General features: G+C 59.4%; 22 protein-coding genes. 19 read left to right on the top strand and 3 right to left on the bottom strand.

The window, feature by feature from the left end; translation table 11 throughout:
• Positions 1-156: 156 nt before the first annotated feature.
• Complete coding sequence (locus HX786_RS04185) at positions 157-627, top strand: Lrp/AsnC family transcriptional regulator (protein WP_178911760.1); 471 nt, start codon at positions 157-159, stop codon at positions 625-627.
• Between the two features lie 57 nt (positions 628-684).
• On the opposite strand, the gene HX786_RS04180 is transcribed toward HX786_RS04185, so the two are convergent.
• On the bottom strand, positions 685-2,052 hold the full coding sequence (locus HX786_RS04180; protein ID WP_003213918.1) for an inorganic triphosphatase: 1,368 nt from the start codon (positions 2,050-2,052) through the stop codon (positions 685-687).
• A 158-nt stretch (positions 2,053-2,210) separates the two neighbouring features.
• Between HX786_RS04180 and argE the strand changes: the two genes are divergently transcribed.
• From argE to HX786_RS04130, 10 genes are all read left to right on the top strand, one after another.
• The gene (gene argE / locus HX786_RS04175; RefSeq protein WP_003213916.1) at positions 2,211-3,359 is read left to right on the top strand and encodes an acetylornithine deacetylase; all 1,149 of its coding nucleotides are present in this window, start codon (positions 2,211-2,213) and stop codon (positions 3,357-3,359) included.
• Positions 3,360-3,494: 135 nt separating this feature from the next.
• Entirely contained in the window at positions 3,495-4,793 is a 1,299-nt protein-coding gene (argA, locus tag HX786_RS04170) for an amino-acid N-acetyltransferase (RefSeq protein WP_003213914.1), read from the top strand.
• A 593-nt stretch (positions 4,794-5,386) separates the two neighbouring features.
• The gene (locus HX786_RS04165; protein ID WP_003213912.1) at positions 5,387-6,745 is read left to right on the top strand and encodes an OprD family porin; all 1,359 of its coding nucleotides are present in this window, start codon (positions 5,387-5,389) and stop codon (positions 6,743-6,745) included.
• Between the two features lie 273 nt (positions 6,746-7,018).
• Complete coding sequence (locus HX786_RS04160; RefSeq protein WP_003213910.1) at positions 7,019-7,657, top strand: peroxiredoxin; 639 nt, start codon at positions 7,019-7,021, stop codon at positions 7,655-7,657.
• A gap of 317 nt (positions 7,658-7,974) precedes the next feature.
• Complete coding sequence (gene ssuE, locus HX786_RS04155) at positions 7,975-8,568, top strand: NADPH-dependent FMN reductase (RefSeq protein ID WP_003213909.1); 594 nt, start codon at positions 7,975-7,977, stop codon at positions 8,566-8,568.
• Between the two features lie 108 nt (positions 8,569-8,676).
• Positions 8,677-9,645: a sulfonate ABC transporter substrate-binding protein gene (locus HX786_RS04150; RefSeq protein WP_003213907.1), complete on the top strand. Its 969-nt coding sequence runs from the start codon at positions 8,677-8,679 to the stop codon at positions 9,643-9,645.
• 25 nt (positions 9,646-9,670) lie between these two features.
• Positions 9,671-10,819 (top strand): FMNH2-dependent alkanesulfonate monooxygenase, encoded by a 1,149-nt coding sequence (gene ssuD, locus HX786_RS04145; RefSeq protein ID WP_003213905.1) that lies wholly within the window; start codon positions 9,671-9,673, stop codon positions 10,817-10,819.
• A 9-nt stretch (positions 10,820-10,828) separates the two neighbouring features.
• Entirely contained in the window at positions 10,829-11,617 is a 789-nt protein-coding gene (gene ssuC / locus HX786_RS04140) for an aliphatic sulfonate ABC transporter permease SsuC (protein WP_008438905.1), read from the top strand.
• Positions 11,614-12,420, top strand: a complete 807-nt coding sequence (ssuB, locus tag HX786_RS04135; RefSeq protein WP_008438906.1) for an aliphatic sulfonates ABC transporter ATP-binding protein — start codon at positions 11,614-11,616, stop codon at positions 12,418-12,420. The genes ssuC and ssuB overlap by 4 nt, the downstream gene beginning before the upstream one ends.
• Positions 12,421-12,449: 29 nt before the next feature.
• On the top strand, positions 12,450-12,665 hold the full coding sequence (locus tag HX786_RS04130) for a molybdopterin-binding protein (protein WP_003213899.1): 216 nt from the start codon (positions 12,450-12,452) through the stop codon (positions 12,663-12,665).
• 171 nt (positions 12,666-12,836) lie between these two features.
• Here the strand turns inward: HX786_RS04130 and HX786_RS04125 are convergent, their stop codons facing one another.
• Both HX786_RS04125 and HX786_RS04120 read right to left on the bottom strand, forming a co-directional pair.
• The gene (locus HX786_RS04125) at positions 12,837-13,475 is read right to left on the bottom strand and encodes a TetR/AcrR family transcriptional regulator (protein WP_003213896.1); all 639 of its coding nucleotides are present in this window, start codon (positions 13,473-13,475) and stop codon (positions 12,837-12,839) included.
• Between the two features lie 252 nt (positions 13,476-13,727).
• Positions 13,728-15,104: a glutamine synthetase family protein gene (locus HX786_RS04120; protein WP_003213894.1), complete on the bottom strand. Its 1,377-nt coding sequence runs from the start codon at positions 15,102-15,104 to the stop codon at positions 13,728-13,730.
• 278 nt (positions 15,105-15,382) lie between these two features.
• Between HX786_RS04120 and HX786_RS04115 the strand changes: the two genes are divergently transcribed.
• The 8 genes from HX786_RS04115 to HX786_RS04080 all read left to right on the top strand — a co-directional run bounded on the left by HX786_RS04115 (position 15,383) and on the right by HX786_RS04080 (position 24,564).
• On the top strand, positions 15,383-16,162 hold the full coding sequence (locus HX786_RS04115) for a gamma-glutamyl-gamma-aminobutyrate hydrolase family protein (RefSeq protein ID WP_003213893.1): 780 nt from the start codon (positions 15,383-15,385) through the stop codon (positions 16,160-16,162).
• Between the two features lie 39 nt (positions 16,163-16,201).
• The gene (locus HX786_RS04110) at positions 16,202-17,560 is read left to right on the top strand and encodes a glutamine synthetase family protein (RefSeq protein ID WP_003213891.1); all 1,359 of its coding nucleotides are present in this window, start codon (positions 16,202-16,204) and stop codon (positions 17,558-17,560) included.
• Between the two features lie 58 nt (positions 17,561-17,618).
• Entirely contained in the window at positions 17,619-18,983 is a 1,365-nt protein-coding gene (locus HX786_RS04105; protein WP_003213889.1) for an aspartate aminotransferase family protein, read from the top strand.
• A gap of 207 nt (positions 18,984-19,190) precedes the next feature.
• On the top strand, positions 19,191-20,285 hold the full coding sequence (locus HX786_RS04100) for a polyamine ABC transporter substrate-binding protein (RefSeq protein ID WP_177009125.1): 1,095 nt from the start codon (positions 19,191-19,193) through the stop codon (positions 20,283-20,285).
• 165 nt (positions 20,286-20,450) lie between these two features.
• Positions 20,451-21,545: a polyamine ABC transporter substrate-binding protein gene (locus HX786_RS04095; protein WP_063026413.1), complete on the top strand. Its 1,095-nt coding sequence runs from the start codon at positions 20,451-20,453 to the stop codon at positions 21,543-21,545.
• A gap of 75 nt (positions 21,546-21,620) precedes the next feature.
• Positions 21,621-22,763, top strand: coding sequence for an ABC transporter ATP-binding protein (locus tag HX786_RS04090; RefSeq protein WP_003195240.1), 1,143 nt, complete (start codon positions 21,621-21,623; stop codon positions 22,761-22,763).
• Complete coding sequence (locus tag HX786_RS04085) at positions 22,760-23,680, top strand: ABC transporter permease subunit (protein ID WP_003213882.1); 921 nt, start codon at positions 22,760-22,762, stop codon at positions 23,678-23,680. The genes HX786_RS04090 and HX786_RS04085 overlap by 4 nt, the downstream gene beginning before the upstream one ends.
• Positions 23,677-24,564, top strand: a complete 888-nt coding sequence (locus HX786_RS04080) for an ABC transporter permease subunit (RefSeq protein WP_008438909.1) — start codon at positions 23,677-23,679, stop codon at positions 24,562-24,564. The genes HX786_RS04085 and HX786_RS04080 overlap by 4 nt, the downstream gene beginning before the upstream one ends.
• Positions 24,565-24,627 lie beyond the last annotated feature (63 nt).

Raw genomic sequence — 24,627 nt, 5'->3', positions numbered from 1 at the left:
GCGGGGTGGGAGGCTTCGACGACGTGCATGATGATTCGCCAGATTCGACTGGAGAAATTTTTGCATTCGTCGCGGGAGATTTCTTATCTAAAACAGCCTGTATTGGCTTATAAGAGAATCATGTAATTCTTTAAATAATGATTAATGGGTATTTTTATGCACGCTGAATTGGACGTGTACGACCGGCGCATTCTCGCGCTGTTGCAGGAAGACGCTTCGCTCTCCAGCGCGCAGATCGCCGAACAGGTCGGCCTGTCGCAGTCGCCGTGCTGGCGCCGGATTAAGCGGCTGAAAGAGGAGGGTGTGATTCGCGGCCAGGTCACCCTGCTGGATCGCAAGAAAATCGGCCTTAATACGCAGATTTTTGCCGAGGTGAAACTCAACGCCCACGGCCGTTCCAACTTCACTGAATTCACCGAGGCGATTCGCGGTTTTCCGGAAGTGCTGGAATGTTATGTGCTGATGGGGGCGGTGGACTTTCTACTGCGGATCGTCACGTCGGACATCGAGGCGTATGAGCGGTTTTTCTTCGAAAAACTCTCGATGGTGCCGGGGATTCAGGAGGTCAACTCGATAGTGGCCTTGTCGGAGATCAAGTCCACCACGAGTTTGCCGGTGTTGCGCTGATAGTTGCCATGGCCTGACTTGAGTGGCGAGGGAGCAAGCTCCCTCACCACAAGGGTTTTACAGGCGCAGCAGAGTTTTCCAGGCGCGATTCTGATACACCGCAATCGCCTGATGCATCCGCGCATCCAGCGACTCATCGGTGATCGGCTGGTTGGCCAGGTGCGCCAGCTTGTTCAGCTCGCCATACAAACGGTCCAGCTCGGCGATATCCAGCACCTGGCGTGCATGGTGCAGCCAGGCCAGGATGCGTTCGATACGCGGCAGTTGCTCGGCCAGGTCTTCCGGCTGTTGCTGGTAGCGCGGCAGTTGCAGGGCAACGGCGTCATCGGCCAGCAGGCGCGGCAGCCAGTTGGCCAGCTGTGCAGCGCCCTGGCGATTGCCACGCACGTTGCGATCCGCGGCCCAGGTGCGGGCCAGCAGCCAGCGGGAAGTGGTCAGGGAGAACAAACCCCAGCGCACGTCTTCCAGTTCTTCGGCGAACTGCTCCGGCGCGGCCTTGCGGATGTCTTCATCGTCGTCACCGGCCTGGACCAGCGGACGCCAGTCTTCCAGTAAGGCGTCCAGTGCGGCGCGCAATTCGCTGGTGGACTGACGCGGTGCGGCCTGGCCGAGGCTGCCGAGCAGGGCCCGCAGTTCGCCGAGGTTTTCCACCCAGTCCTGCAGCAGACGCCAGTGGCCGTTAAAACGGTATTGCTCGGCCAGGCGCTGGCTGCTGCCCAACAGATGCCACATGACGGCAGCAAATGCGTCGTCCAGCGGCATTTCGGCGTGCAGCACCGGTGCCGGCAGGCTCAGGGAGTAGCTGTTGGCGTCGAACAGGCGATAGCCACGCTCGGCCTTGCTGATATCGCACGGCATCAGCGCCAGGGTCGCGGCCAGTTCAGCGGCCAGCTCCAGCAGGGCGGCCGGGTCGCCTTCGCGCAGTTCCAGTTCCAGCTCGCAGATTTCTTCTTTCTGCTTGCCGGCAACCACGTGGCCCAGGTCCAGGGCGGCTTCGATCACCACCTTGGCCTTGCCGCGGCCCCAGGCGATTTCAGCGCGTTCGCGGACGAAATCGGTGGTGAAGATCGGCTTGAGGGTCTTTTTGTCCAGCTCGGCCAGTTGCTCGGGCCAGCATTCGCCGTCGAGTTTCTTCACGTCGAGCTTGGCTTTGGCCAGGTCCCAGTTGTACTCATTGCGTTCCGACAAGCCGGCGACGCTCTGGCCACGGGTCTTGAGGGTCTGGATCACTTCGTCGCCGTCTTTGCGCAGGCGCAGGGCCACTTTGGCCTGGGCCAGGTCGCGTTCCGGGGTGTCGAAGTACTGGTTCATCAACTCACGGCGTTCCCAGCCACTTTTGTTGCGTTTTTTCAGTAACGGGTGCTCACGCAGCGCGGCGAGGGTTTCGCGGCTGACACGGAGCTTGATTTCGGTTTCTTTCTGCATGGCCGGAAAATCCAGGATCGGGAGCGCAGCCGGGGAAAAGAGTGGCTGCCAAGGTCGTGCAGTGTACAGGACTGAGCCCGGCAACGTGCCGCAACGGTTTATTGTGTCACTCAGATAGCTCTATGATGGGGTTCGTCCGGGAAGTTGAGAGACAGCGCATGCCTTTACCGTCCATGAAAGAACAATTCGCCGCGCTGATTGCCGCGCCTTCGGTCAGTTGTACCCAGGCCTCTCTCGACCAATCCAACCGCCCGGTCATCGATTTGCTCGCCACCTGGCTGGCAGACCTGGGCTTTGCCTGCGACATCCAGCAGGTCAGCCCAGGCAAATTCAACCTGTTGGCCAGTTTCGGCACCGGCCCTGGCGGCCTGGTGCTGGCGGGCCACAGTGACACCGTGCCGTACGACGGCGCCCTATGGCAGACCGATCCGCTCAAGCTGACGGAAGTCGACGGCCGCTGGGTAGGACTGGGCAGCTGTGACATGAAGGGCTTTTTCGCCCTGGTGATCGAAGCCGTCCAGCCGTTGCTCGACCAGCCTTTCAAGCAGCCGCTGCTGATTCTTGCTACCTGCGATGAAGAAAGCTCCATGGCCGGTGCTCGTGCACTGGCCGAGGCGGGTCGTCCCTTGGGCCGTGCGGCGGTGATCGGTGAACCCACCGGCCTCAAACCCATCCGCCTGCACAAGGGCGTAATGATGGAGCGCATTGATATCCTCGGGCGCAGCGGCCATTCGTCGGACCCAAGCCTGGGCCACAGCGCCCTCGAAGCCATGCATGACGCCATTGGCGAACTGCGTGGCCTGCGCCTGGCCTGGCAGCGCGAATACCGCAATCCGCAGTTCAGCGTGCCACAGCCGACCATGAACTTCGGCTGCATCCACGGTGGCGACAACCCCAACCGCATCTGCGGCCAATGCTCCCTGGAATTCGACCTGCGGCCCCTGCCGGGCATGGATCCCCAGGTGCTGCGCGCTGCCATCCGGCAGAAGCTCGAACCCTTGGCCGAGCGCCATCAGGTGAAGATCGACTACGCGCCGCTGTTCCCCGAAGTGCCGCCGTTCGAGCAGGCCGAGGATGCAGAATTGGTGCGGGTAGCTGAACGACTTACCGGTCATCGCGCCGAAGCAGTGGCGTTCGGCACCGAAGCGCCTTATCTTCAGCGCCTTGGTTGCGAGACCCTGGTGCTTGGCCCTGGCGATATCGCCTGCGCCCACCAGCCAGGCGAGTACCTTGAAATGTCACGCTTGACGCCTACAGTGCGTCTATTGCGTGAACTGATTCAACATTACTGCCTGACACCTGCATAAATTAACCCCTGCCCATCCGTACATAGAAGGAGAGCGAGCGTGTCGCCAAGCCTGTTCCGACGATAACCAACAGCCCGCTGTGCGTTTTGCGATTCATCCTTTTTTGGCTGCTTTTTATTACAGGCCCAGGTTTTTATGCCCGAATACGTCAATTGGCTTCGTCACGCTTCGCCTTACATCAATGCCCACCGGGATTGCACCTTTGTCGTCATGCTGCCGGGCGATGGTGTAGAGCACCCGAACTTCGGCAATATCGTCCACGACCTGGTGCTGCTCCACAGCCTGGGCGTGCGACTGGTGCTGGTCCACGGTTCGCGCCCGCAAATTGAAACCCGCCTCGCCGCCCGCGGCCTGACCCCGGCTTACCACGAAGGCTTGCGCATCACCGATGCCGCAACCCTGGAGTGCGTGATCGATGCGGTCGGCCATCTGCGTATCGCCATCGAAGCGCGGTTGTCGATGGACATGGCGTCCTCGCCGATGCAGGGCTCGCGCCTGCGGGTGGCCAGCGGCAACCTGGTGACGGCGCGCCCGATCGGTGTGCTTGAAGGCGTCGACTATCACCACACCGGCGAAGTGCGCCGGGTCGACCGCAAGGGCATCAACCGCCTGCTGGACGAGCGCTCCATCGTGCTGCTGTCGCCGCTGGGCTACTCGCCTACCGGCGAAATCTTCAACCTCGCCTGTGAAGACGTCGCCACCCGCGCGGCCATCGACCTGGGCGCGGACAAGTTGCTGCTGTTCGGTGCCGATCTCGGCCTGATCGACGAGCACGGCCGCCTGGTGCGTGAATTGCGGCCGCAACAGGTGCCCGCGCACCTGCAACGCCTGGGCAACAACTACCAGGCCGAATTGCTGGACGCGGCCGCCGAGGCTTGCCGGGGCGGCGTAGGGCGCAGCCACATTGTCAGTTATGCCGAAGACGGCGCCTTGCTGACCGAGCTGTTCACCCGGGATGGCGGCGGTACGCTGGTGGCCCAGGAACAGTTCGAACTGGTGCGCGAAGCGGCGATTGAAGACGTCGGCGGGTTGCTGGACCTGATCAGCCCGCTGGAAGAGCAGGGGATTCTGGTGCGTCGTTCCCGGGAAGTGCTGGAGCGGGAAATCGAGCAGTTCAGCGTGGTGGAACGTGAAGGCATGATCATCGCCTGTGCGGCGCTGTATCAGATCGCCGACTCCGACGCAGGAGAGCTGGCGTGCCTGGCCGTGAACCCCGAGTACCGCCATGGCGGTCGCGGTGACGAACTGCTGGAGCGCATCGAGACCCGTGCCCGGGCCCAGGGTTTGAAGACGCTCTTCGTGCTGACGACCCGTACCGCCCACTGGTTCCGCGAGCGTGGTTTTGTGCCGAGCACGGTGGATCGCCTGCCGTCGGCGCGGGCGTCGTTATACAACTATCAGCGTAATTCGAAGATTTTCGAAAAGGCGTTGTAAGCCTGAAGGGGCGAGGGGGCAATCCTCTCGCCTGTCACTTTGGCGAGTCATGCTCCTCGGCGGATGCATCGGCCCTGAACACAGGGTTTGCCAATTTATACATATAACTGACATCAAAGTGACATTATCACCGGGTACGGTGAGGTGGATTGCTGGGACGGCAGAAAAGTTTCATCGATACAAAAACTGTAACAAATTGACGGAATGATGTGCGTTTGGCCATGATGGCGTCGCGTTTTTGATCGTGAGTGACGTATGACCCCGTTTGGTCAACACAAAACGATCTAAAAAAGCGCAAAGACATACTCTTTCGGAAAACGCTTATGGAGCGGCATCGCCTGTCGGCTTGACCGTCCCATGGAAAGCGTTATTCCTGAATGGTATGAAAAAGGACGAAACAATTCTTTTTGGGTGTATGAAAAACTCATTACCCTGCAAGGACCAAATTAACTGCGGTTAGACGAAAGTAGTAGACACACAAGGTTACGATTGACTTGTCAGTCACTATCCGGTGCTAATCGCGCATCTGTGGATCGAGGGCGTCAGACCCGAGACCTAAGAAATACAAAAATTAGAAATGAGAGGAGCGGTACATGAAGAAGTCAACATTGGCGTTGGCCGTAGCTTTGGGGGCAATCGCCCAACAAGCAGGCGCCGCTGGTTTTATCGATGACAGCAAGATCACGCTGGGCGTACGTAACTTTTACATCAACACCGACAACCGCGATCTGAAGCCATCGGCTACCTCGAACACCCGCAGCAAAAACGCTGAATGGGGTCAGGGTTTCGACCTGCGTTTCATCTCGGGTTTTACCCAAGGTACTGTGGGCTTCGGTCTTGACGCCATCGGCCTGTACGGCGTGCGTCTGGATTCCAGCCGCGCTGATCACGGTAACTACACTGGTACTGCTTCCGGCGGCACCGTGTTCCCAAGTGATGGCAACAAGGCCGTTCACGATTTCGCCAGCCTGGGCGTGACCGGTAAGGTCAAGATCTCCCAAACCGTGCTGAAGATCGGTACCTTGCAGCCGAACAACCCGGTGATCAAGACCAACGACGGTCGTCTGTTGCCACAAACCTTCCAGGGCGGCGAGATCTCTTCGAACGAGTTCAAGGACCTGACCCTGACTGCTGGTCAGATCGAGCACTCCAAAGGCCGTAACTCCAGCAACAATGAAGGTCTGTCCCTGGCCGGTGCCAACGGCAGCTCGAACTACGACGCTGGTAACTTCGTCAACAAGTTCTACTACGCCGGTGCTGACTACAAAATCAACAAAGACCTGACCGCTTCGTACTACTTCGGCGAGCTGAAGGATTTCTACTCTCAGAACTTCCTGGGCCTGGTCCACAACTGGGCGATCGGTCCTGGCGTCCTGAAAAGTGACCTGCGCTACTACCGCAGCCGTGACAACGGTGCCAACGGTGATACTGCCGGTTACTACACCTCCGGCTACTACTCGGATCATCCGACCAACGCCACCAAGGTCAAAGGTAAGGTCGACAACGACCTGTACAGCTACCTGGCGCTGTACTCGGTTGCCGGTCACACCTTCGGTGCTGGCTACCAGTACACCAAGGGCGACAGCGACTTCCCTTGGCTGAACCAAGGTGACGGCTCGTCGAACAGCACCATCACCGACATGCAAATCCAGAAGTTTGCCCGTGCTGGCGAACGTACCTGGCAAGCTCGCTACGCCTATGACTTCGCCAAGATCGGCGTACCTGGCCTGACTGCCGGTGTGGTTTACCTCAAAGGTAGCAACATCGACACCACCGTCGGCGAGCGTAACGAGTGGGAACGCGACCTGACCCTGGCTTACGTTGTTCCAGAAGGTCCGCTGAAAAACCTGGGCGTTGCCTGGAAAAACGCGATGTGGCGTACCGACCTGGCGAACACCCGTTCCCAGGACGAAAACCGCGTAATCCTCAGCTACACCTACGCGTTCAAGTAAGAGCGTAAAACCTTGCCCGGCGCAATGCCGGGCAGGGTGCTTTACTTTTCAAGCCGGGCTCAACCCCCGCAAGCCCGTCCTGAACCCCTCTTTGTACAGCGTCTCAAGGCCTTCTCGAACCTTGAAGCGGATGTTGATCCACGCCCGTTGCCAAGTCCAATGAACAGATTTTTAATATTCCTTTATCGTCTAGATAAATCGATATTTATTCTTTTTAAATAATCCGCGACACAGGCACAGTGGGCTCCATAAGCACTCATCAGGAGCCACACCATGAGCCTCAGACTGGGCGACATCGCCCCCGACTTTGAACAGGATTCCAGCGCCGGCAAGATTCGCTTCCACGAGTGGCTGGGCGATAGCTGGGGCGTGCTGTTTTCCCACCCGGCGGACTTCACCCCGGTGTGCACCACCGAGCTGGGTTTCACCGCCAAGCTCAAGGATGAATTCGCCAAGCGGGGCGTCAAGGCCATTGCGCTGTCGGTGGACCCGGTGGACTCCCACCACAAGTGGATCGAAGACATCAACGAAACCCAGAACACCATCGTCAACTTCCCGATCCTGGCCGACGCTGACCGCAAGGTCTCCGACCTGTACGACCTGATCCACCCGAATGCCAGTGACACCCTTACCGTGCGTTCGCTGTTCGTGATTGATCCGAACAAAAAGATTCGCCTGACCATCACCTACCCGGCCAGCACCGGTCGCAACTTCCACGAAATCCTGCGGGTGATCGACTCGCTGCAACTGACCGACAACCACAAAGTCGCGACCCCGGCCAACTGGCAGGACGGTGACGAAGTGGTGATAGTGCCGTCGCTCAAGGACGAGGAAGAGATCAAGAAACGCTTTCCGAAGGGTTACCGGGCGGTGAAGCCGTACCTGCGGCTCACCCCTCAACCGAATCGCTGACACACAACCACATGTGGGAGCGGGCTTGCTCGCGAATGCGCACTGTCAGTTGATGCATCTTTGAATGACACACCGCTTTCGCGAGCAAGCCCGCTCCCACACTTGCGCGCATTTCAAGTCTCACATAGCAGGGGTTTTAAGGCCGTTTCGACGGCCTTTTTTTATGCCTGCGATTTAGTCGGCAGCATATGCATTTAAAGAATAAACAAATGAAAAAATAAGATTTATAGATATATAAATTGGCTGATATGGTCTGTCCCATCTTGGCGCCATCGCCACATAGCGAACCGCCGACACTTTCCAAAGGAATTTCCTACATGCTGGTCGTAACACTTGGTGGTAGCCCCAGCCAACGTTCCCGGTCCGGGGTCTTGCTGGATCACACCCGCAACTGGTTGCAGCAACAAGGCGTGGAAGTGGTGAGTTATCAGATACGGGACTTCCCGGCCGAAGACTTGCTGCACGCGCGGTTCGATAGCCCGAAAATCATCGACCTGTTGCAGCAAGTGGCGAACGCCGATGGCCTGGTGATTGCCACGCCGGTGTACAAGGCTTCGTTTTCCGGCGCGCTGAAAACCATCCTCGACCTGCTGCCTGAACGCGCCCTGGCCCACAAAATAGTGTTGCCGATGGCCACCGGCGGCAGCATCGCCCACATGCTCGCGGTGGACTACGCGCTGAAGCCGGTGCTGTCGGCATTGAAAGCCCAGGAATTGCTCCACGGGATTTTCGCCGAAGACAGCCAGATCGCCTACGGCGAAGGCAGCGCCCAGGCGCAACTGGTGCCGGTGCTGGAACAACGCTTGAGCGAGGCTTTGGAGACGTTCTACAGCGCCATGGCCCGCCGCCCGAAACCCCTTGACCCCAATGTGTTGAATGAACGTTTGTTGAGTGCTCGCTGGAGCATTTAAGCCTTACCCAGCTTTACCTGAATTCGACAAGTACTACTCACCTTACTCAGCCGCCAACGGCCAAGCAGGTGCAGCCAACCCCCTAATCGTATATTTGGAGAGAGCGCCATGCGCACTGTCATCTTGCGTCGTGGTCTGGTCGCACTGTTTGCTGCGGCTGTGTCCTTCGGCGCCATTGTTCAAGCCCAGGCCGCCGAAACCTTGCGGATCGGCTATCAGAAATACGGCACCCTGGTGCTGCTCAAGGCCAAGGGCTCGCTGGAAAAGCGCCTGGCCGAGCAGGGCGTGCAAGTGCAGTGGACCGAGTTTCCCGGCGGCCCGCAGTTGCTGGAAGGATTGAACGTAGGCTCCATCGACTTCGGCGTGACGGGTGAAACCCCGCCAGTGTTCGCCCAGGCTGCCGGTGCCGATCTGCTCTACGTCGCCTATGAACCGCCGGCGCCTACCAGCGAAGCGATCCTGGTACCGAAAGACTCGCCAATCAAATCGGTGCAAGACCTCAAGGGCAAGAAAGTCGTCCTCAATAAAGGCTCCAACGTGCATTACCTGCTGGTACGTGCCCTGGAAGATGCCGGCCTGAAATACACCGACGTGCAGACCGTGTTCCTGCCGCCCGCCGATGCCCGCGCCGCGTTCGAGCGTGGCAGCGTCGATGCCTGGGTGATCTGGGACCCGTACCAGGCAGCCGCCGAGAAGCAACTGCAAGCCCGCACCCTGCGTGACGGCACCGGCATTGCCGACAACCATCAGTTCTACCTGGCCACCAAGCCGTACGCCGAAAAACACCCTGAAGTGATCAAGACGCTGGTGGAAGAAGTCCGCGCCGTGGGCGAATGGTCCAAGGCCAACCCGGAACAAGTCACCGAACAAGTTGCTCCGCTGCTGGGCCTGCCGGCCGACATCACCCTGACCTCGGTAAAACGCCAGGGCTACGGTGCGCAGTTCCTGACGCCTGAAGTGATCGCGGCGCAGCAGAAAATCGCCGACAGCTTCTACCAACTCAAATTGATCCCCAAACCCTTGAGCATCAAGGACGTGATCTGGACACCACCTGCCGCCGTTGCCAAAGCGCCGTAATCCGACTTCTTCAGGAGACAACTCCATGAGCCTCAATATTTTCTGGTTTCTGCCTACCCACGGCGACGGCCATTACCTTGGCACCGCCGAAGGCGCTCGCGCCGTTGATCACGGTTATCTGCAGCAAGTGGCCCAGGCGGCCGACCGCCTTGGCTTCGGCGGGGTACTGATCCCCACCGGCCGCTCCTGCGAAGATTCGTGGCTGGTGGCGGCGTCGCTGATCCCGGTGACCCAACGCTTGAAATTCCTTGTCGCGCTGCGCCCCGGGATCATTTCCCCGACAGTGGCTGCGCGTCAGGCCGCGACCCTGGATCGTCTGTCCGGCGGCCGCGCGTTGTTCAACCTGGTGACCGGTGGAGACCCGGATGAATTGGCCGGCGACGGTTTGTTCCTGAGCCATGAAGAGCGTTACCAGGCGTCGGTGGAGTTCACCCGCATCTGGCGCCGCGTACTGGAAGGCGAGACCGTCGATTACGACGGCCAGCACATCAGCGTCAAAGGCGCCAAGTTGCTCTATCCGCCGATCCAGCAACCGCGCCCGCCGCTGTATTTCGGTGGCTCCTCCGAAGCGGCCCAGGACCTGGCAGCCGAACAAGTGGAAATGGTCCTGACCTGGGGCGAGCCTCCGGCTGCGGTGGCGGAAAAGATTGCACAGGTTCGCGCCAAGGCCGCCAAGCTCGGACGTACCCTGCGCTTCGGCATTCGCCTGCATGTGATCGTGCGTGAAACCAACGCCGAAGCCTGGCAGGCCGCCGACAAACTGATCTCCCACGTGGACGATGAAACCATCGCCCGCGCCCAGGCGTCGTTGTCGCGCTTTGATTCCGTAGGCCAGCAACGCATGGCCGCCTTGCACGGCGGCAGCCGCGACAATCTGGAAGTCAGCCCCAACCTGTGGGCGGGCGTAGGCCTGGTACGTGGTGGCGCCGGCACGGCACTGGTTGGCGATGGCCCGACCGTGGCCGCGCGGGTGAAGGAATACGCGGACCTCGGTATCGATACCTTTATCTTCTCCGGCTATCCACACCTGGAAGAGTCGTATCGCGTAGCGGAGTTGCTGTTCCCGCACCTGGACATCGAGCGTCCCGAGTTGCCGAAAGGCGCCGGCTACGTCAGCCCGTTCGGCGAAATGGTCGCCAACGACATTCTTCCCAAAGCTGCGTCCCAGAGCTGAGGCGCCGCCATGAACCTTGAAAAGTTAAGTCATCGATTGGCGCCCTGGGCGCTGCCGATCCTGTTGCTGGCGGTATGGCAGCTGTCCGTCTCGGCCGGCTGGTTGTCGACGCGCATTCTGCCGGCACCCAGCGCGGTGATCGAAGCGGGTGTCAGCCTGGTGCGCAGCGGCGAAATCTGGACCCACCTGGCCATCAGCGGCTGGCGTGCGGGCCTGGGCTTTGTGATCGGCGGCAGCATCGGCCTGACCCTGGGGTTTATCACCGGCCTGTCGACCTGGGGTGAACGCCTGCTGGACAGCTCGGTGCAGATGATCCGCAACGTGCCGCACCTGGCGCTGATCCCGCTGGTGATCCTGTGGTTCGGCATCGACGAGACGGCGAAGATATTCCTGGTCGCCCTCGGCACGCTGTTCCCGATCTATCTCAATACTTACCACGGCATCCGCAACGTCGACCCGGCGCTGGTGGAAATGGCCCGCAGTTATGGCCTGTCCGGTTTCAGCCTGTTTCGCCAAGTGATTTTGCCGGGCGCCTTGCCTTCGATTCTGGTGGGCGTGCGCTTCGCGCTGGGCTTTATGTGGCTGACGTTGATCGTCGCGGAAACCATCTCCGCCAGTTCCGGTATCGGCTACCTGGCGATGAACGCCCGGGAATTCCTGCAGACCGACGTGGTGGTTCTGGCGATCGTGCTTTACGCGGTCCTCGGCAAGCTGGCAGACCTGGCGGCGCGAGGCCTGGAGCGAGTCTGGCTGCGCTGGCACCCGGCTTATCAAGTGAATAAAGGAGGTGCGGCATGACCGCTCAACAACCTCCACGCCTGCTGCGGGGCATTCCCCTGGCAGTGCGCAAGTTGCGCAAGGCTTTCGGCGCGCGGGAAGTGCTGAAGGAAATCGACCTGCATATTCCTGCCGGTCAATTCGTGGCGGTCGTGGGCCGCAGTGGCTGCGGCAAAAGTACCTTGCTGCGCCTGCTGGCCGGGCTGGACAAAGCCAGCGGCGGCGAACTGCTCGCCGGCTCCGCGCCGCTGAGCGAAGCGATTGAAGACACGCGGTTGATGTTCCAGGAAGCGCGCCTGCTGCCGTGGAAAAAGATCATCGACAACGTGGGTCTTGGCCTCAAGGGCAACTGGCGCCCGCAGGCACTGGAAGCGCTGGAAGCGGTCGGCCTGGCCGAGCGCGCCAATGAGTGGCCGGCGGCGTTGTCCGGTGGCCAGAAGCAGCGCGTGGCCCTGGCCCGCGCCCTGATCCACCAACCGCGCCTGTTGCTGCTGGACGAACCGCTGGGGGCGCTGGATGCCCTGACCCGGATCGAGATGCAGCAACTGATCGAGAACCTCTGGCAGAAGCACGGCTTCACCGTGTTGCTGGTGACCCACGACGTCAGCGAAGCCGTGGCCATTGCCGACCGGGTGATTTTGATCGAAGACGGCGAAATCGGCCTCGACCTGCACGTGGAACTCCCACGTCCGCGGGTGCGTGGCTCCCACCGCCTGGCGGCGCTGGAAACCGAAGTGCTTAACCGTGTGTTGTCGCTGCCCGGCACCCCGCCGGAACCCGAACCTGTTTCACCGCTGCCTACGCAATTGCGTTGGGCTCAATAACTCACTTGTCTTACACAGGAAGAACGACCATGACTATCAAAGCCATCAACGTGCGTAACCAGTTCAAAGGCACCATCAAGGAAATCGTCGAAGGCGACGTGCTGTCGGAAATCGACGTACAGACCGCGTCCGGCATCGTCACTTCCGTGATCACCACCCGCTCGGTGAAAGAGCTGGAACTGGTGATCGGCAGTGAAGTGATTGCCTTCGTGAAATCCACCGAGGTGTCGATCGCCAAGTTGTGATCAATGGTTCGCACAAACCCCGAAGGTGAAAGCCTGTCGGGGTTTTTGTCGTTCTCAAGATTGCTTTCGCGAGCAAGCCCGCTCCCACATTTGACCGAGTGCTACCTTTGGAATACGGTCGAATGTGGGAGCGGGCTTGCTCGCGAAGAGGCCCGGACAGGCAACAAAAAATCAGAGCGCAGCCACCCGCTTGGGCAAGAACGCCGGCAGATAAAGCCCCACATACGCATCAAACACCCGCATGCCTTCCTCGGCCATGCGCGGGGTGATTTGCCCATGCTGATGCACCGAGCGCGCGTAGACGCGGTCGCTCAGTTCCAGGGCCAGGGCAAACACGTCGACATCGGCGGGCAGGCTCGGCACCTCGAAGTGCCGGTTGAACACCTCAAACATCAGGTTTCCCAGCTCCAGGTCGTGCTGGCGGTCGGCCTGTGTCACTTCGGTCAACCCGTGCTGGGCCAGGATCAATTGGCGGGCGGCGGCGTCGTTGCTGTAGATGCTGAGCATGCGCTGCTCCACCACGCAGGACAGGTCGCGCCAGTGCTTGAGTGAATCATGATCGATGGGCGCCTGAATGGCCGCGCGAAAGGCCGCATGAACGTCAGCGGTCAGCGCCTCCAGCAACGCCGGCACGCTGGCGAAGAAGTGATACACCGATGACGGTGGAATCTGCGCCCGCTCGGCCACGCTGTAGATCGACAGGCTGGCCACGCCTTCGGCGGCCAGCAAGGTGCGGGCGGCATCGAGGATCGCGTCGATCCGGGCCTGGCTGCGGGCGCGGGGTTTGCGAGGAGTGGCAGGGCGATTCATTGAAGTCTCCTACAGGGCAGCGGGCATTGTACGCAGAGCCACTGGATGATCCATACCCTGTGGCGAGGGAGCTTGCTCCCGCTGGACTGCGCAGCAGGCCCAAGACCTGCACCTCGGTTCCGCCTGAAAGAACCCGGTGTTCTTATTGGGGCCGCTTCGCAGCCCGGCGGGAGCAGGCTCCCTCGCCACAACAGCCATAAAAAAACGCCGTAGGCCAAAGGCCTGCGGCGTTCTTTTTAGCCCGGCAACCGCTTACACGGTATGCAGGTACCAGTTGTACTCAAGGTCGGAGATGGAGTGTTCGAACTCCTCCAGCTCACTTTCCTTACAGGCGACGAAGATATCGATGTATTTAGGATCGATGTACTTGGCCATCACCTCGCTGTCGTCCAACTCGCGCAGTGCATCACGCAGGTTGTTCGGCAGGCTCTGTTCGTTCTGCTCGTAGCTGTTGCCTTCCACCGGTGCGCCAGGCTCGATCTTGTTGGTCAGGCCGTGATGCACGCCCGCCAATACCGAAGCCATCAGCAGGTAAGGGTTGGCATCAGCCCCGGCCACACGGTGTTCGATACGTACGGCGTCGGACGAGCCGGTCGGTACGCGAATCGCCACGGTGCGGTTATCCAGGCCCCAGCACGGCGAGTTCGGCACGTAAAACTGTGCGCCGAAACGACGGTAGGAGTTGACGTTAGGGCACAGGAACGCCATTTGGGCGGGTAGGGTCTCCAGCACACCGCCGATCGCGTGACGCAATGCGGCGTTCTGCTCGGGATCCTCGCTGGCAAAGATGTTCTTGCCGTCCTTGTCCAGGATCGAAATGTGCACGTGTAGGCCGTTGCCTGCCTGGCCCGGGTAAGGCTTGGCCATGAAGGTGGTGTCCATCTCATGGTCGTAGGCGATGTTCTTGATCAAGCGCTTGAGCAGTACCGCGTAGTCGCAGGCCTTTATAGGGTCGGCAACGTGGTGCAGGTTCACTTCGAACTGCGCCGGGGCACTTTCCTTGACGATGGCGTCGGCAGGGATGCCTTGCTCTTTTGCACCTTCCAGAATGTCCTGGAGGCAGTCGACGTATTCGTCGAGGTCGTCGATCAGGTAGACCTGTGTCGAGTGCGGGCGTTTGCCGGAGATCGGCGAGCGGGGCGGTTGTGGCCGGCCATTCACGTTCTCCTGGTCAATCAGGTAGAACTCCAGCTCGAATGCGGCGCAGATGGTCAGACCGAGGTCGTCAAATTTGCTTACAACTTGGCGGAGTACTTCGCGAGGATCGGCGAAGAAAGGTTCACCTTCGAGTTCGTGCATGGTCATCAGCAGTTGCGCGGTTGGGCGCTTTTGCCAGGGTTCATTGCACAGGGTGTCGGGGATTGGATAACAGATTCGGTCAGCATCACCGATGTCCAGACCCAGGCCGGTGCTTTCCACCGTTGAGCCGTTGATATCCAGGGCAAATAGAGAGGCAGGCAGGTTAATGCCCTTCTCGTAAACCTTGTGGAGGCTGGTGCGTTCGATGCGCTTGCCGCGCACCACACCATTCATATCCGCAATTAGAAGGTCTACGTACAGAACCTCAGGATGATCCTTAAGGAACGCGTTCGCTTCGTTAAGCTGAACGGCACGCGGGGGTACCGACATGATGCAACACCTTTGTTGTTAAAAATATCAATCATTGATCTCTTCGGGTTTCAGTCAACCCGAACGGCATGCCGAAGTCAAGCGAGGCCTTTTTTGCCCTAAAAAAGCGCCGTGAGGGCTTTTTTGGGGCTTTTTGGGGCAATTTTTTGGGATTGGGGCTCTTGGAACCAGCACGTTTGAGCGGGCCGTGTTGTATTTTTTACGGGGGTGTTGTGTAAAAAAATGAACAAGGCTAAGCTCGATTCAAACCCATAACAGCAATAATACCGGGGTGCTTCATGTCTCGCCTGCCGTTAATCGGCGTCACCGCCTGCTCCAAACAGGTCGGTCTGCATGCTTATCACATCAGTGGCGACAAATACGTCCGTGCAGTGGCCACCGCTGCCAAGGGCTTGCCGTTGATTATTCCGTCCCTGGCGGATCTGCTCGACCCGGCCAATATTCTTGACGGCCTGGACGGCATTCTATTTACCGGCTCACCTTCCAATATCGAACCCTTTCACTACGACGGTCCGGCCAGCGCGCCCGGGACTGCTCATGATTCTGCACGGGACCAAACCACCCTGCCGCTGCTGCGTGCAGCCATAGCGGCCGGTGTTCCGGTACTGGGGATTTGCCGTGGCTTCCAGGAAATGAACGTGGCGTTTGGCGGTAGCCTGCACCAGAAGGTTCATGAAGTGCCGGGCATGATGGATCACCGCGAAGACGACACCCAGCCGCTGGACATCCAGTACGGCCCGGCACATCCGGTAACCATCTCCCCGAATGGGGTATTGGCAAGCCTGGGCTTGCCGTCGACGATCCAGGTCAACTCGATTCATTCACAGGGCATTGATCGCCTGGCGGCCGGTTTCCAGGTCGAGGCCACCGCGCCGGATGGCCTGATCGAAGGCTTTTCAGTGCCCGCGGGCAAGGCTTTTGCTTTAGGAGTGCAATGGCACCCCGAATGGCAGGTAAGCTCTAACCCGCACTACCTCGCAATCTTCCAGGCATTTGGCAATGCCTGTCGAAAGCGGGTGATGCAACGCGACGCGGATGCTGCGTCAACTTACGCCTGACCTTTAATGGATGTCAGGAAACACAGCCCAGAGGCATTTATGAGTAACAACCTCGACCAGCTCACCGATTGGTTGAAAGACCACAAGATCACAGAAGTCGAATGCATGATTGGCGACCTCACCGGCATCACCCGGGGCAAGATCTCGCCGACCAACAAGTTCATCGCCGAAAAAGGCATGCGCCTGCCCGAAAGCGTTCTGTTGCAGACCGTGACCGGCGACTATGTCGAAGACGACATCTATTACGAATTGCTCGACCCGGCCGACATCGACATGATCTGCCGCCCGGACGAGAACGCGGTGTACCTCGTGCCCTGGGCCATAGAGCCTACGGCCCAGGTGATCCACGACACCTACGACAAGCAAGGCAACCCGATCGAGCTGTCGCCGCGCAACGTGCTCAAGAAAGTCCTCAAGCTCTATGCCGACAAGGGCTGGCAGCCCATCGTGGCGCCGGAGATGGAGTTCTACCTGACCAAGCGCTGCGAAGACCCGGACTTCCCGCTGCAACCGCCGATTGGCCGTTCCGGTCGCCCGGAGACCGGCCGCCAGTCCTTCTCTATAGAAGCGGCCAACGAATTCGACCCGTTGTTCGAAGACGTCTACGACTGGTGCGAATTGCAGGAACTGGACCTCGACACGTTGATCCACGAAGACGGCACGGCGCAGATGGAAATCAACTTCCGTCACGGCGACGCACTGTCCCTGGCCGACCAGATCCTGGTGTTCAAGCGCACCATGCGCGAAGCGGCGCTCAAGCACGACGTGGCGGCCACCTTCATGGCCAAGCCCATGACCGGCGAGCCCGGCAGCGCAATGCACCTACACCAGAGCATCATCGATATCGCCACCGGCAAGAACGTGTTCTCCAATGAAGACGGGACCAAGAGCGAGCTGTTCCTGCACCACATCGGCGGCCTGCAGAAATTCATCCCCGAGCTGTTGCCGCTGTTCGCCCCTAACGTCAACTCGTTCCGCCGCTTCCTGCCCGACACCTCGGCGCCGGTCAACGTGGAGTGGGGCGAAGAGAACCGCACCGTTGGCCTGCGGGTTCCGGACGCCGGCCCACAAAACCGTCGGGTGGAAAACCGCCTGCCCGGTGCCGACGCCAACCCGTACCTGGCGATCGCCGCCAGCTTGCTGTGTGGCTACATCGGCATGGTCGAAGGCATCAGCCCAAGCGCGCCGGTGGTGGGCCGTGGTTACGAGCGCCGCAACCTGCGCCTGCCGCTGACCATCGAAGACGCCCTGGAACGCATGGAAAACAGCAAGACCATCGAGAAATACCTGGGTCACAAATTCATCACAGGCTACGTCGCGGTCAAGCGGGCCGAGCATGAAAACTTCAAGCGCGTGATCAGTTCGTGGGAGCGGGAATTCCTGCTCTTTGCCGTCTGATGCGCCGGGCGCGCCCTTCAAACGGCGCGCCCTCACCTGAAACATCTAGGAGATTGGTATGTCCAGCAACAACCCGCAAACCCGTGAATGGCAAGCCTTGAGCAGCGATCACCACCTGGCGCCGTTCAGCGACTTCAAGCAATTGAAAGAGAAAGGCCCACGGATCATCACCAAAGCCCACGGCGTTTACCTGTGGGACAGCGAAGGCAACAAGATTCTCGACGGCATGGCCGGCCTGTGGTGCGTGGCGATCGGTTACGGTCGCGATGAACTGGCTGATGCGGCCGCCAAGCAGATGAAAGAACTGCCTTACTACAACCTGTTCTTCCAGACCGCCCACCCGCCGGTGCTGGAACTGGCCAAAGCCATCTCCGATATCGCCCCGCAGGGCATGAACCACGTGTTTTTCACCGGCTCCGGCTCCGAAGGCAACGACACCATGCTGCGTATGGTCCGCCACTACTGGGCGATCAAAGGCCAGCCGAACAAGAAAACCATCATCAGCCGCAAGAATGGCTACCACGGTTCAACCGTGGCCGGCGCCAGCCTCGGCGGCATGACTTATATGCATGAACAAGGCGACTTGCCGATCCCGGGCATCGTCCACATCGCCCAGCCTTACTGGTTCGGCGAAGGCGGCGACATGAGCCCGGAAGAATTCGGCGTGTGGGCGGCCAACCAGTTGGAAGAGAAGATCCTGGAACTGGGCGTGGACAACGTCGGTGCCTTTATTGCCGAGCCGATCCAGGGTGCCGGTGGCGTGATCGTGCCGCCAGACAGCTACTGGCCGCGCATCAAGGAAATCCTCGCCAAGTACGACATTCTGTTCGTGGCTGACGAAGTGATCTGTGGGTTTGGCCGCACCGGTGAGTGGTTCGGTAGCGATTTCTACGGCCTCAAGCCCGACATGATGACCATCGCCAAGGGCCTGACCTCCGGCTACATCCCGATGGGTGGCCTGATCGTGCGCGACGAAGTGGTCGCCGTGCTGAACGAAGGCGGTGATTTCAACCACGGCTTCACCTATTCCGGTCACCCGGTGGCGGCAGCGGTAGCCCTGGAAAACATCCGCATCATGCGCGATGAACAAATTGTTAAGCACGTGCACGACGAAACGGCACCCTATTTGCAAAAGCGTTTGAGGGAACTGGCTGATCACCCGCTGGTGGGTGAAGTTCGCGGTGTGGGCATGCTCGGTGCCATCGAACTGGTTCAGGACAAGGCAACGCGCAAGCGTTATGAAGGCCGTGGTGTTGGCATGATCTGCCGCACGTTCTGCTTCGAGAATGGCCTGATCATGCGCGCCGTGGGCGACACCATGATCATTTCGCCACCGTTGGTGATCAGCAAGGCCGAGATAGACGAGTTGGTGACCAAGGCGCGGCACTGCCTGGACCTGACTTTGGCGGCATTGCAGGGCTAAATGCTAGGCTCAGAACGCAGCGCCTGTCGGGCGCTGCTTCTGGGGTGTTAGAAAAGCGGGGCATTGGTTGAAAGCCGGCCCCTGAACTTGCCAGACTGTCGCCCTGTTTTGTCGCCCTTAGACGGGCTGCGAAACACGTTGTAAGTAAAGAACGAACGTGGCCCAAAAAAGAAAAAATTGGAGCATGACCGAATGAAGGCATTAGGTTTGAAGAACGCTGGCAAGACCCTCCTGGCCTTGTCCCTGATGGGGGCCATGGCAGGCGCGGCAAACGCCGACGATAAAGTGCTGCACGTTTATAACTGGTCCGACTACATCGCACCGGACACCATCGCGAACTTTGAAAAAGAGTCCGGGATCAAGGTGGTCTATGACGTGTTCGACTCCAACGAAACCCTGGAAGCCAAGTTGCTGGCAGGCAAGTCCGGCTACGACATTGTCGTGCCGTCGAACAACTTCCTCGCCAAGCAGATCAAGGCCGGTGTTTACCAGGAACTGGACAAGTCCAAGCTGTCGAACTACGACAACCTGAACAAGTCCCTGCTTAAAGCCGTGTCCATCAGCGACCCGGACAACAAGCACGCCTTCCCGTACATGTGGGGCTCGATCGGCATCGGCTACAACCCGGAGAAGGTCAAGGCCGCACTGGGCATCGACAAGATCGACTCGTGGGACACCATCCTCAAGCCGGAAAACCTCGCCAAGCTCAAAGGCTGCGGTGTGAGCTTCCTCGACTCGCCAACCGAAATGCTGCCAGTGGCACTGCATTACCTGGGCCTGCCGACCGACACCCAGAAGAAGGAAGACCTCAAGCAAGCCGAGGCCCTGTTCCTCAAGCTGCGTCCTTCGATCGGCTACTTCCACTCGTCCAAGTACATTTCCGACCTGGCCAACGGCAACATCTGCGTAGCCGTGGGTTATTCGGGTGACGTGCAACAGGCCAAGTCCCGCGCGGCTGAAGCCGGTGGCAAGGTCAAGGTTGCCTACGACATTCCGAAAGAAGGTGCCGGCAGCTTCTATGACATGGTCGCCATCCCTAAAGATGCCGAGAACGTCGACGCTGCCTACAAGTTCATGAACTACCTGCTGAAGCCGGAAGTCATGGCGGGCATTACCAACAGCGTACGTTTCCCGAACGGTAACGAGAAAGCTACCGCGTTGGTCGACAAAGACATCACCAGCGACCCAGGCATTTATCCGCCAGCGGACGTGCAAGCCAAGCTGTATGCCATTGCTGACTTGCCGGCTGCTACTCAGCGGGAAATGACCCGCAGCTGGACCAAAATCAAATCGGGCAAGTAAAGCCGCTTTGATACCTGTTTTGCTAACTGCCGCGATGCGCGCGGTGGTTAGCGAAACAATTAAATGACAGAAAGTTTTGCCGGATCGGTTTATCGAGGGTAAGTTGCGCGCCGGTTTTGTTGCCGGGCAACAACTTCGGGCCCAACTATTTAAGAGGACCTCCACTTGCCAATTTCTTTATTTCGCAAAGCCTTGCTGGTGGGTGCAGGTATCACGCTGGCTGTCAGCGTGCAGGCCGCCCCGACTGTGCATATTTATAACTGGTCGGACTACATCGGCCCGGACACCCTGGCCAACTTTGAAAAGGCCACCGGCATCAAGCCGGTCTATGACGTGTTTGATTCCAACGAAACCCTGGAAGGCAAGTTACTTGCCGGGCGTACCGGGTATGACGTGGTAGTGCCGTCTAACCACTTCCTTGGCAAGCAGATCAAGGCCGGGGCGTTCCAGAAAATCGACAAATCGCAACTGACCAACTACGCCAACCTCGACCCGGCGTTGCTCAAGCGCCTGGAAAAGAACGATCCGGGCAACCAGTACGCCGTGCCGTATCTGTGGGGCACCAACGGTATTGGTTACAACGTAGATAAAGTCAAAGAAGTGCTGGGCGTCGACAAGATCGATTCCTGGGCCGTGCTGTTCGAGCCGGAAAACATGAAGAAGCTGGCGAGTTGCGGTGTGTCGTTCATGGACTCGGCGGATGAAATGCTGCCGGCGGTGCTCAACTACATGGGCCTCAACCCCAACAGCACCAACCCTGAAGACTACAAGAAGGCTGAAGAGAAACTCCTGAAAGTGCGTCCCTACGTGACCTACTTCCATTCTTCCAAATACATCTCGGACCTGGCCAACGGCAACATCTGCGTGGCGGCCGGCTTCTCCGGTGATGTGTTCCAGGCCAAGGCTCGTGCAGCCGAGGCGGGCAAAGGCGTGAACATCGCCTACGTGATTCCGAAAGAAGGCGGCAACCTGTGGTTTGACGTGCTGGCCATCCCCAAGGATGCCACCAACGTCAAAGAGGCCCTCGCCTTCATCAACTATTTGCTGAAACCTGAAGTGATCGCTCAGGTCAGTGATTACGTCGGTTACGCCAACCCTAACCCAGGGGCGGACAAACTGATGGAGCAATCGATACGCACCGACGAAGCGGTTTACCCACCGCAGGCGGTTCTCGACCGGACTTTTGTCAACTTCGAGCTACCCCCGAAAGTGCAACGTTTGATGACCCGTAGCTGGACCAAGGTCAAGACGGGCAAGTAAGGCTTAACGCTCAAACTATCCAAGGCTGGCCCGTATTGGGCGAGCTGCACTCTTTTTATTCTGGGAGTTTCGTAAATGGCAGTTGCCTCCGGCGCCTATAAGAAAGCCCTCGAGGGCGACCAGACACCGAAAAAGGTGCTGGTCAAAATCGACCGGGTCACGAAGAAGTTCGACGAGACGATTGCGGTGGACGATGTGTCCCTGGAAATCAAGAAAGGCGAAATCTTCGCCTTGCTCGGCGGATCGGGTTCGGGCAAATCCACCTTGCTGCGCATGCTCGCAGGCTTCGAGCGCCCAACGGAAGGACGCATTTACCTCGACGGTGTGGACATCACCGACATGCCGCCGTACGAGCGGCCGATCAACATGATGTTCCAGTCCTACGCCTTGTTCCCCCACATGACCGTGGCCCAGAACATCGCGTTTGGCCTGCAGCAGGACAAGATCCCCAAGGCCGAGGTCGACGCCCGTGTGGCCGAGATGCTCAAGCTGGTGCAGATGAGCCAGTACGCCAAGCGCAAGCCGCACCAGCTGTCTGGCGGCCAGCGTCAGCGGGTGGCGCTGGCGCGTTCCCTGGCCAAGCGTCCGAAACTGCTGCTGCTCGATGAGCCGATGGGCGCACTCGACAAGAAGCTGCGTTCGCAGATGCAACTGGAGCTGGTGGAGATCATCGAGCGCGTGGGCGTGACCTGTGTGATGGTGACCCACGACCAGGAAGAGGCCATGACCATGGCCGAGCGCATCGCGATCATGCACCTGGGCTGGATCGCCCAGATCGGCAGCCCGATCGACATCTATGAAACGCCGACCAGCCGCCTGGTGTGCGAGTTCATCGGCAACGTCAACATCTTCGACACCCAGGTGGTGGACGACGCCGAAGGCCACGCGGTACTCAAGTGCCCGGACCTGGACCGCGATATCTACGTCGGCTACGGCATCGCCACTTCGGTGGAAGACAAGTCGGTGACCTACGCCATCCGCCCTGAAAAGCTGCTGGTGACCACCGAAATGCCGACCTGCGAGCACAACTGGTCCAGCGGCAAGGTGCACGACATCGCCTACCTCGGCGGCCATTCGGTGTTCTACGTCGAATTGCCGAGCGGCAAGCTGGTGCAATCCTTCGTGGCCAATGCCGAACGCCGTGGCCAGCGCCCTACCTGGGGCGACCAGGTGTACGTGTGGTGGGAAGACGACAGCGGCGTGGTACTTCGCTCATGAACATGAAGAAGTTCAAACGCCAGCTGCAACGAATAACCCCCGGTGGCCGGCATGTGGTCATCGGGATCCCTTTCCTCTGGTTGTTCCTGTTCTTCATGCTGCCGTTCTTCATCGTCTTGAAGATCAGCTTTGCCGAAGCCGACGTGGCGATCCCGCCTTACACCGAGATCTACACCTTCGTTGAACAGAAACTGCAGTTGGTGCTGAACCTGGCCAACTACGGGATGCTGGGCGATGACGAGTTGTACATCGCGGCGTACCTGGGCTCGCTGAAGATGGCGTTTTTCAGCACCATCCTCTGCCTGCTGATCGGCTACCCGATGGCCTACGCCATTGCCAGCGCACGCAAGGAAATCCAGACCGTGCTGGTGCTGCTGATCATGATGCCGACCTGGACTGCGATCCTGATCCGGGTCTATGCGTGGATGGGCATCCTCAGCAACAACGGGTTGCTCAACGGCTTCCTGATGTCCATCGGGTTGATCAACGAACCGCTGCAGATTCTCAACACCAACATTGCGGTGTATATCGGCGTGGTCTATTCGTACCTGCCGTTCATGATCCTGCCGCTGTACGCCAACCTGGTGAAGCACGACCAGAGCCTGCTGGAAGCCGCGTCGGACCTGGGTTCGAGCACCTTCAACAGCTTCTGGAAAATCACCGTGCCGCTGTCCAAGAACGGCATCATCGCCGGCTGCATGCTGGTGTTTATCCCGGTGGTGGGCGAGTTCGTGATCCCGGAACTGCTGGGCGGTCCGGAAACCCTGATGATCGGTAAAGTGTTGTGGCAAGAATTCTTCAACAACCGTGACTGGCCGGTGGCGTCTGCCCTGGCGGTGGTGATGCTGGCGATCCTGATCGTGCCGATCATCCTGTTCAACCGCAGCCAAGCCAAAGAGATGGAGGGCAAGATATGAAGCGCGTCAGTTTCTCAAGCTTCATGCTGGTGGCGGGGTTGCTGTTCATCTACCTGCCGATGCTGATCCTGGTGATCTACTCGTTCAACGAATCCAAACTGGTGACGGTGTGGGGCGGTTGGTCGATCAAGTGGTACGTCGGCCTGTTGGACAACACCCAGTTGATGGGCTCGGTCGGTCGTTCCCTGGAAATCGCCTGCTACACCGCGATTGCGGCGGTGGCACTCGGTACATTGGCGGCGTTCGTGCTGACGCGCATCAGCCAGTTCAAGGGCCGCACGCTGTTCGGCGGCCTGGTGACGGCGCCGCTGGTGATGCCGGAAGTGATCACCGGCCTGTCGCTGTTGCTGCTGTTCGTGGCCATGGCGCAGATGATCGGCTGGCCGCAGGAACGTGGCCTGGTGACCATCTGGATCGCCCACACCACGTTCTGTTCGGCGTATGTGGCGGTGGTGGTGTCGGCGCGCTTGCGTGAGCTGGACCTGTCGATTGAAGAGGCAGCCATGGATCTGGGTGCGCGGCCGTGGAAGGTGTTCTTCCTGATCACCATCCCGATGATCGCGCCGTCGCTGGCGGCGGGCGGCATGATGTCGTTCGCGCTGTCGCTGGATGACCTGGTGTTGGCCAGCTTCGTGTCGGGGCCGGGTTCGACCACGTTGCCGATGGAAGTATTCTCGGCGGTTCGCCTGGGGGTTAAACCCGAGATCAACGCCGTGGCCAGCCTGATTCTGTTGGCGGTGTCGATCGTGACCTTCCTGGTGTGGTTCTTCAGCCGTCGTGCGGAAGAGCACCGCAAGAAAGCGATCCAGCAGGCGATTGAAGAAGCGGCTGCGGATGGTTGGGAGAAGCCGGCGGATTCGCGTCGGGCTCCAGCACCGGTCTAATCAGGTAGCCCTGAAGAAACCGGATCAAAAATGTGGGAGCGGGCTTGCTCGCGAAAGCGCAGT

This window comes from Pseudomonas sp. 21615526, assembly GCF_013386245.1.
Lineage (GTDB): Bacteria > Pseudomonadota > Gammaproteobacteria > Pseudomonadales > Pseudomonadaceae > Aquipseudomonas.
Note: the sequence above shows the minus strand (reverse complement) of the source record. Positions and strands in the feature narration are given on the sequence as shown.

What these genes read in the sequence shown, in the direction of transcription:
- HX786_RS04160 (WP_003213910.1), top strand. Translation starts at nt 7,019, where the DNA reads ATGAGCCTCAGACTGGGCGACATCGCCCCCGACTTTGAACAGGATTCC.
- ssuC (WP_008438905.1), top strand. Translation starts at nt 10,829, where the DNA reads ATGAACCTTGAAAAGTTAAGTCATCGATTGGCGCCCTGGGCGCTGCCG.
- HX786_RS04080 (WP_008438909.1), top strand. Translation starts at nt 23,677, where the DNA reads ATGAAGCGCGTCAGTTTCTCAAGCTTCATGCTGGTGGCGGGGTTGCTG.
- HX786_RS04180 (WP_003213918.1), bottom strand. Translation starts at nt 2,052, where the DNA reads ATGCAGAAAGAAACCGAAATCAAGCTCCGTGTCAGCCGCGAAACCCTC.
- argA (WP_003213914.1), top strand. Translation starts at nt 3,495, where the DNA reads ATGCCCGAATACGTCAATTGGCTTCGTCACGCTTCGCCTTACATCAAT.
- ssuE (WP_003213909.1), top strand. Translation starts at nt 7,975, where the DNA reads ATGCTGGTCGTAACACTTGGTGGTAGCCCCAGCCAACGTTCCCGGTCC.
- HX786_RS04185 (WP_178911760.1), top strand. Translation starts at nt 157, where the DNA reads ATGCACGCTGAATTGGACGTGTACGACCGGCGCATTCTCGCGCTGTTG.
- HX786_RS04120 (WP_003213894.1), bottom strand. Translation starts at nt 15,104, where the DNA reads ATGTCGGTACCCCCGCGTGCCGTTCAGCTTAACGAAGCGAACGCGTTC.
- HX786_RS04115 (WP_003213893.1), top strand. Translation starts at nt 15,383, where the DNA reads ATGTCTCGCCTGCCGTTAATCGGCGTCACCGCCTGCTCCAAACAGGTC.
- HX786_RS04125 (WP_003213896.1), bottom strand. Translation starts at nt 13,475, where the DNA reads ATGAATCGCCCTGCCACTCCTCGCAAACCCCGCGCCCGCAGCCAGGCC.
- ssuB (WP_008438906.1), top strand. Translation starts at nt 11,614, where the DNA reads ATGACCGCTCAACAACCTCCACGCCTGCTGCGGGGCATTCCCCTGGCA.
- HX786_RS04150 (WP_003213907.1), top strand. Translation starts at nt 8,677, where the DNA reads ATGCGCACTGTCATCTTGCGTCGTGGTCTGGTCGCACTGTTTGCTGCG.
- HX786_RS04110 (WP_003213891.1), top strand. Translation starts at nt 16,202, where the DNA reads ATGAGTAACAACCTCGACCAGCTCACCGATTGGTTGAAAGACCACAAG.
- HX786_RS04085 (WP_003213882.1), top strand. Translation starts at nt 22,760, where the DNA reads ATGAACATGAAGAAGTTCAAACGCCAGCTGCAACGAATAACCCCCGGT.
- HX786_RS04130 (WP_003213899.1), top strand. Translation starts at nt 12,450, where the DNA reads ATGACTATCAAAGCCATCAACGTGCGTAACCAGTTCAAAGGCACCATC.
- HX786_RS04090 (WP_003195240.1), top strand. Translation starts at nt 21,621, where the DNA reads ATGGCAGTTGCCTCCGGCGCCTATAAGAAAGCCCTCGAGGGCGACCAG.
- argE (WP_003213916.1), top strand. Translation starts at nt 2,211, where the DNA reads ATGCCTTTACCGTCCATGAAAGAACAATTCGCCGCGCTGATTGCCGCG.
- ssuD (WP_003213905.1), top strand. Translation starts at nt 9,671, where the DNA reads ATGAGCCTCAATATTTTCTGGTTTCTGCCTACCCACGGCGACGGCCAT.
- HX786_RS04105 (WP_003213889.1), top strand. Translation starts at nt 17,619, where the DNA reads ATGTCCAGCAACAACCCGCAAACCCGTGAATGGCAAGCCTTGAGCAGC.
- HX786_RS04165 (WP_003213912.1), top strand. Translation starts at nt 5,387, where the DNA reads ATGAAGAAGTCAACATTGGCGTTGGCCGTAGCTTTGGGGGCAATCGCC.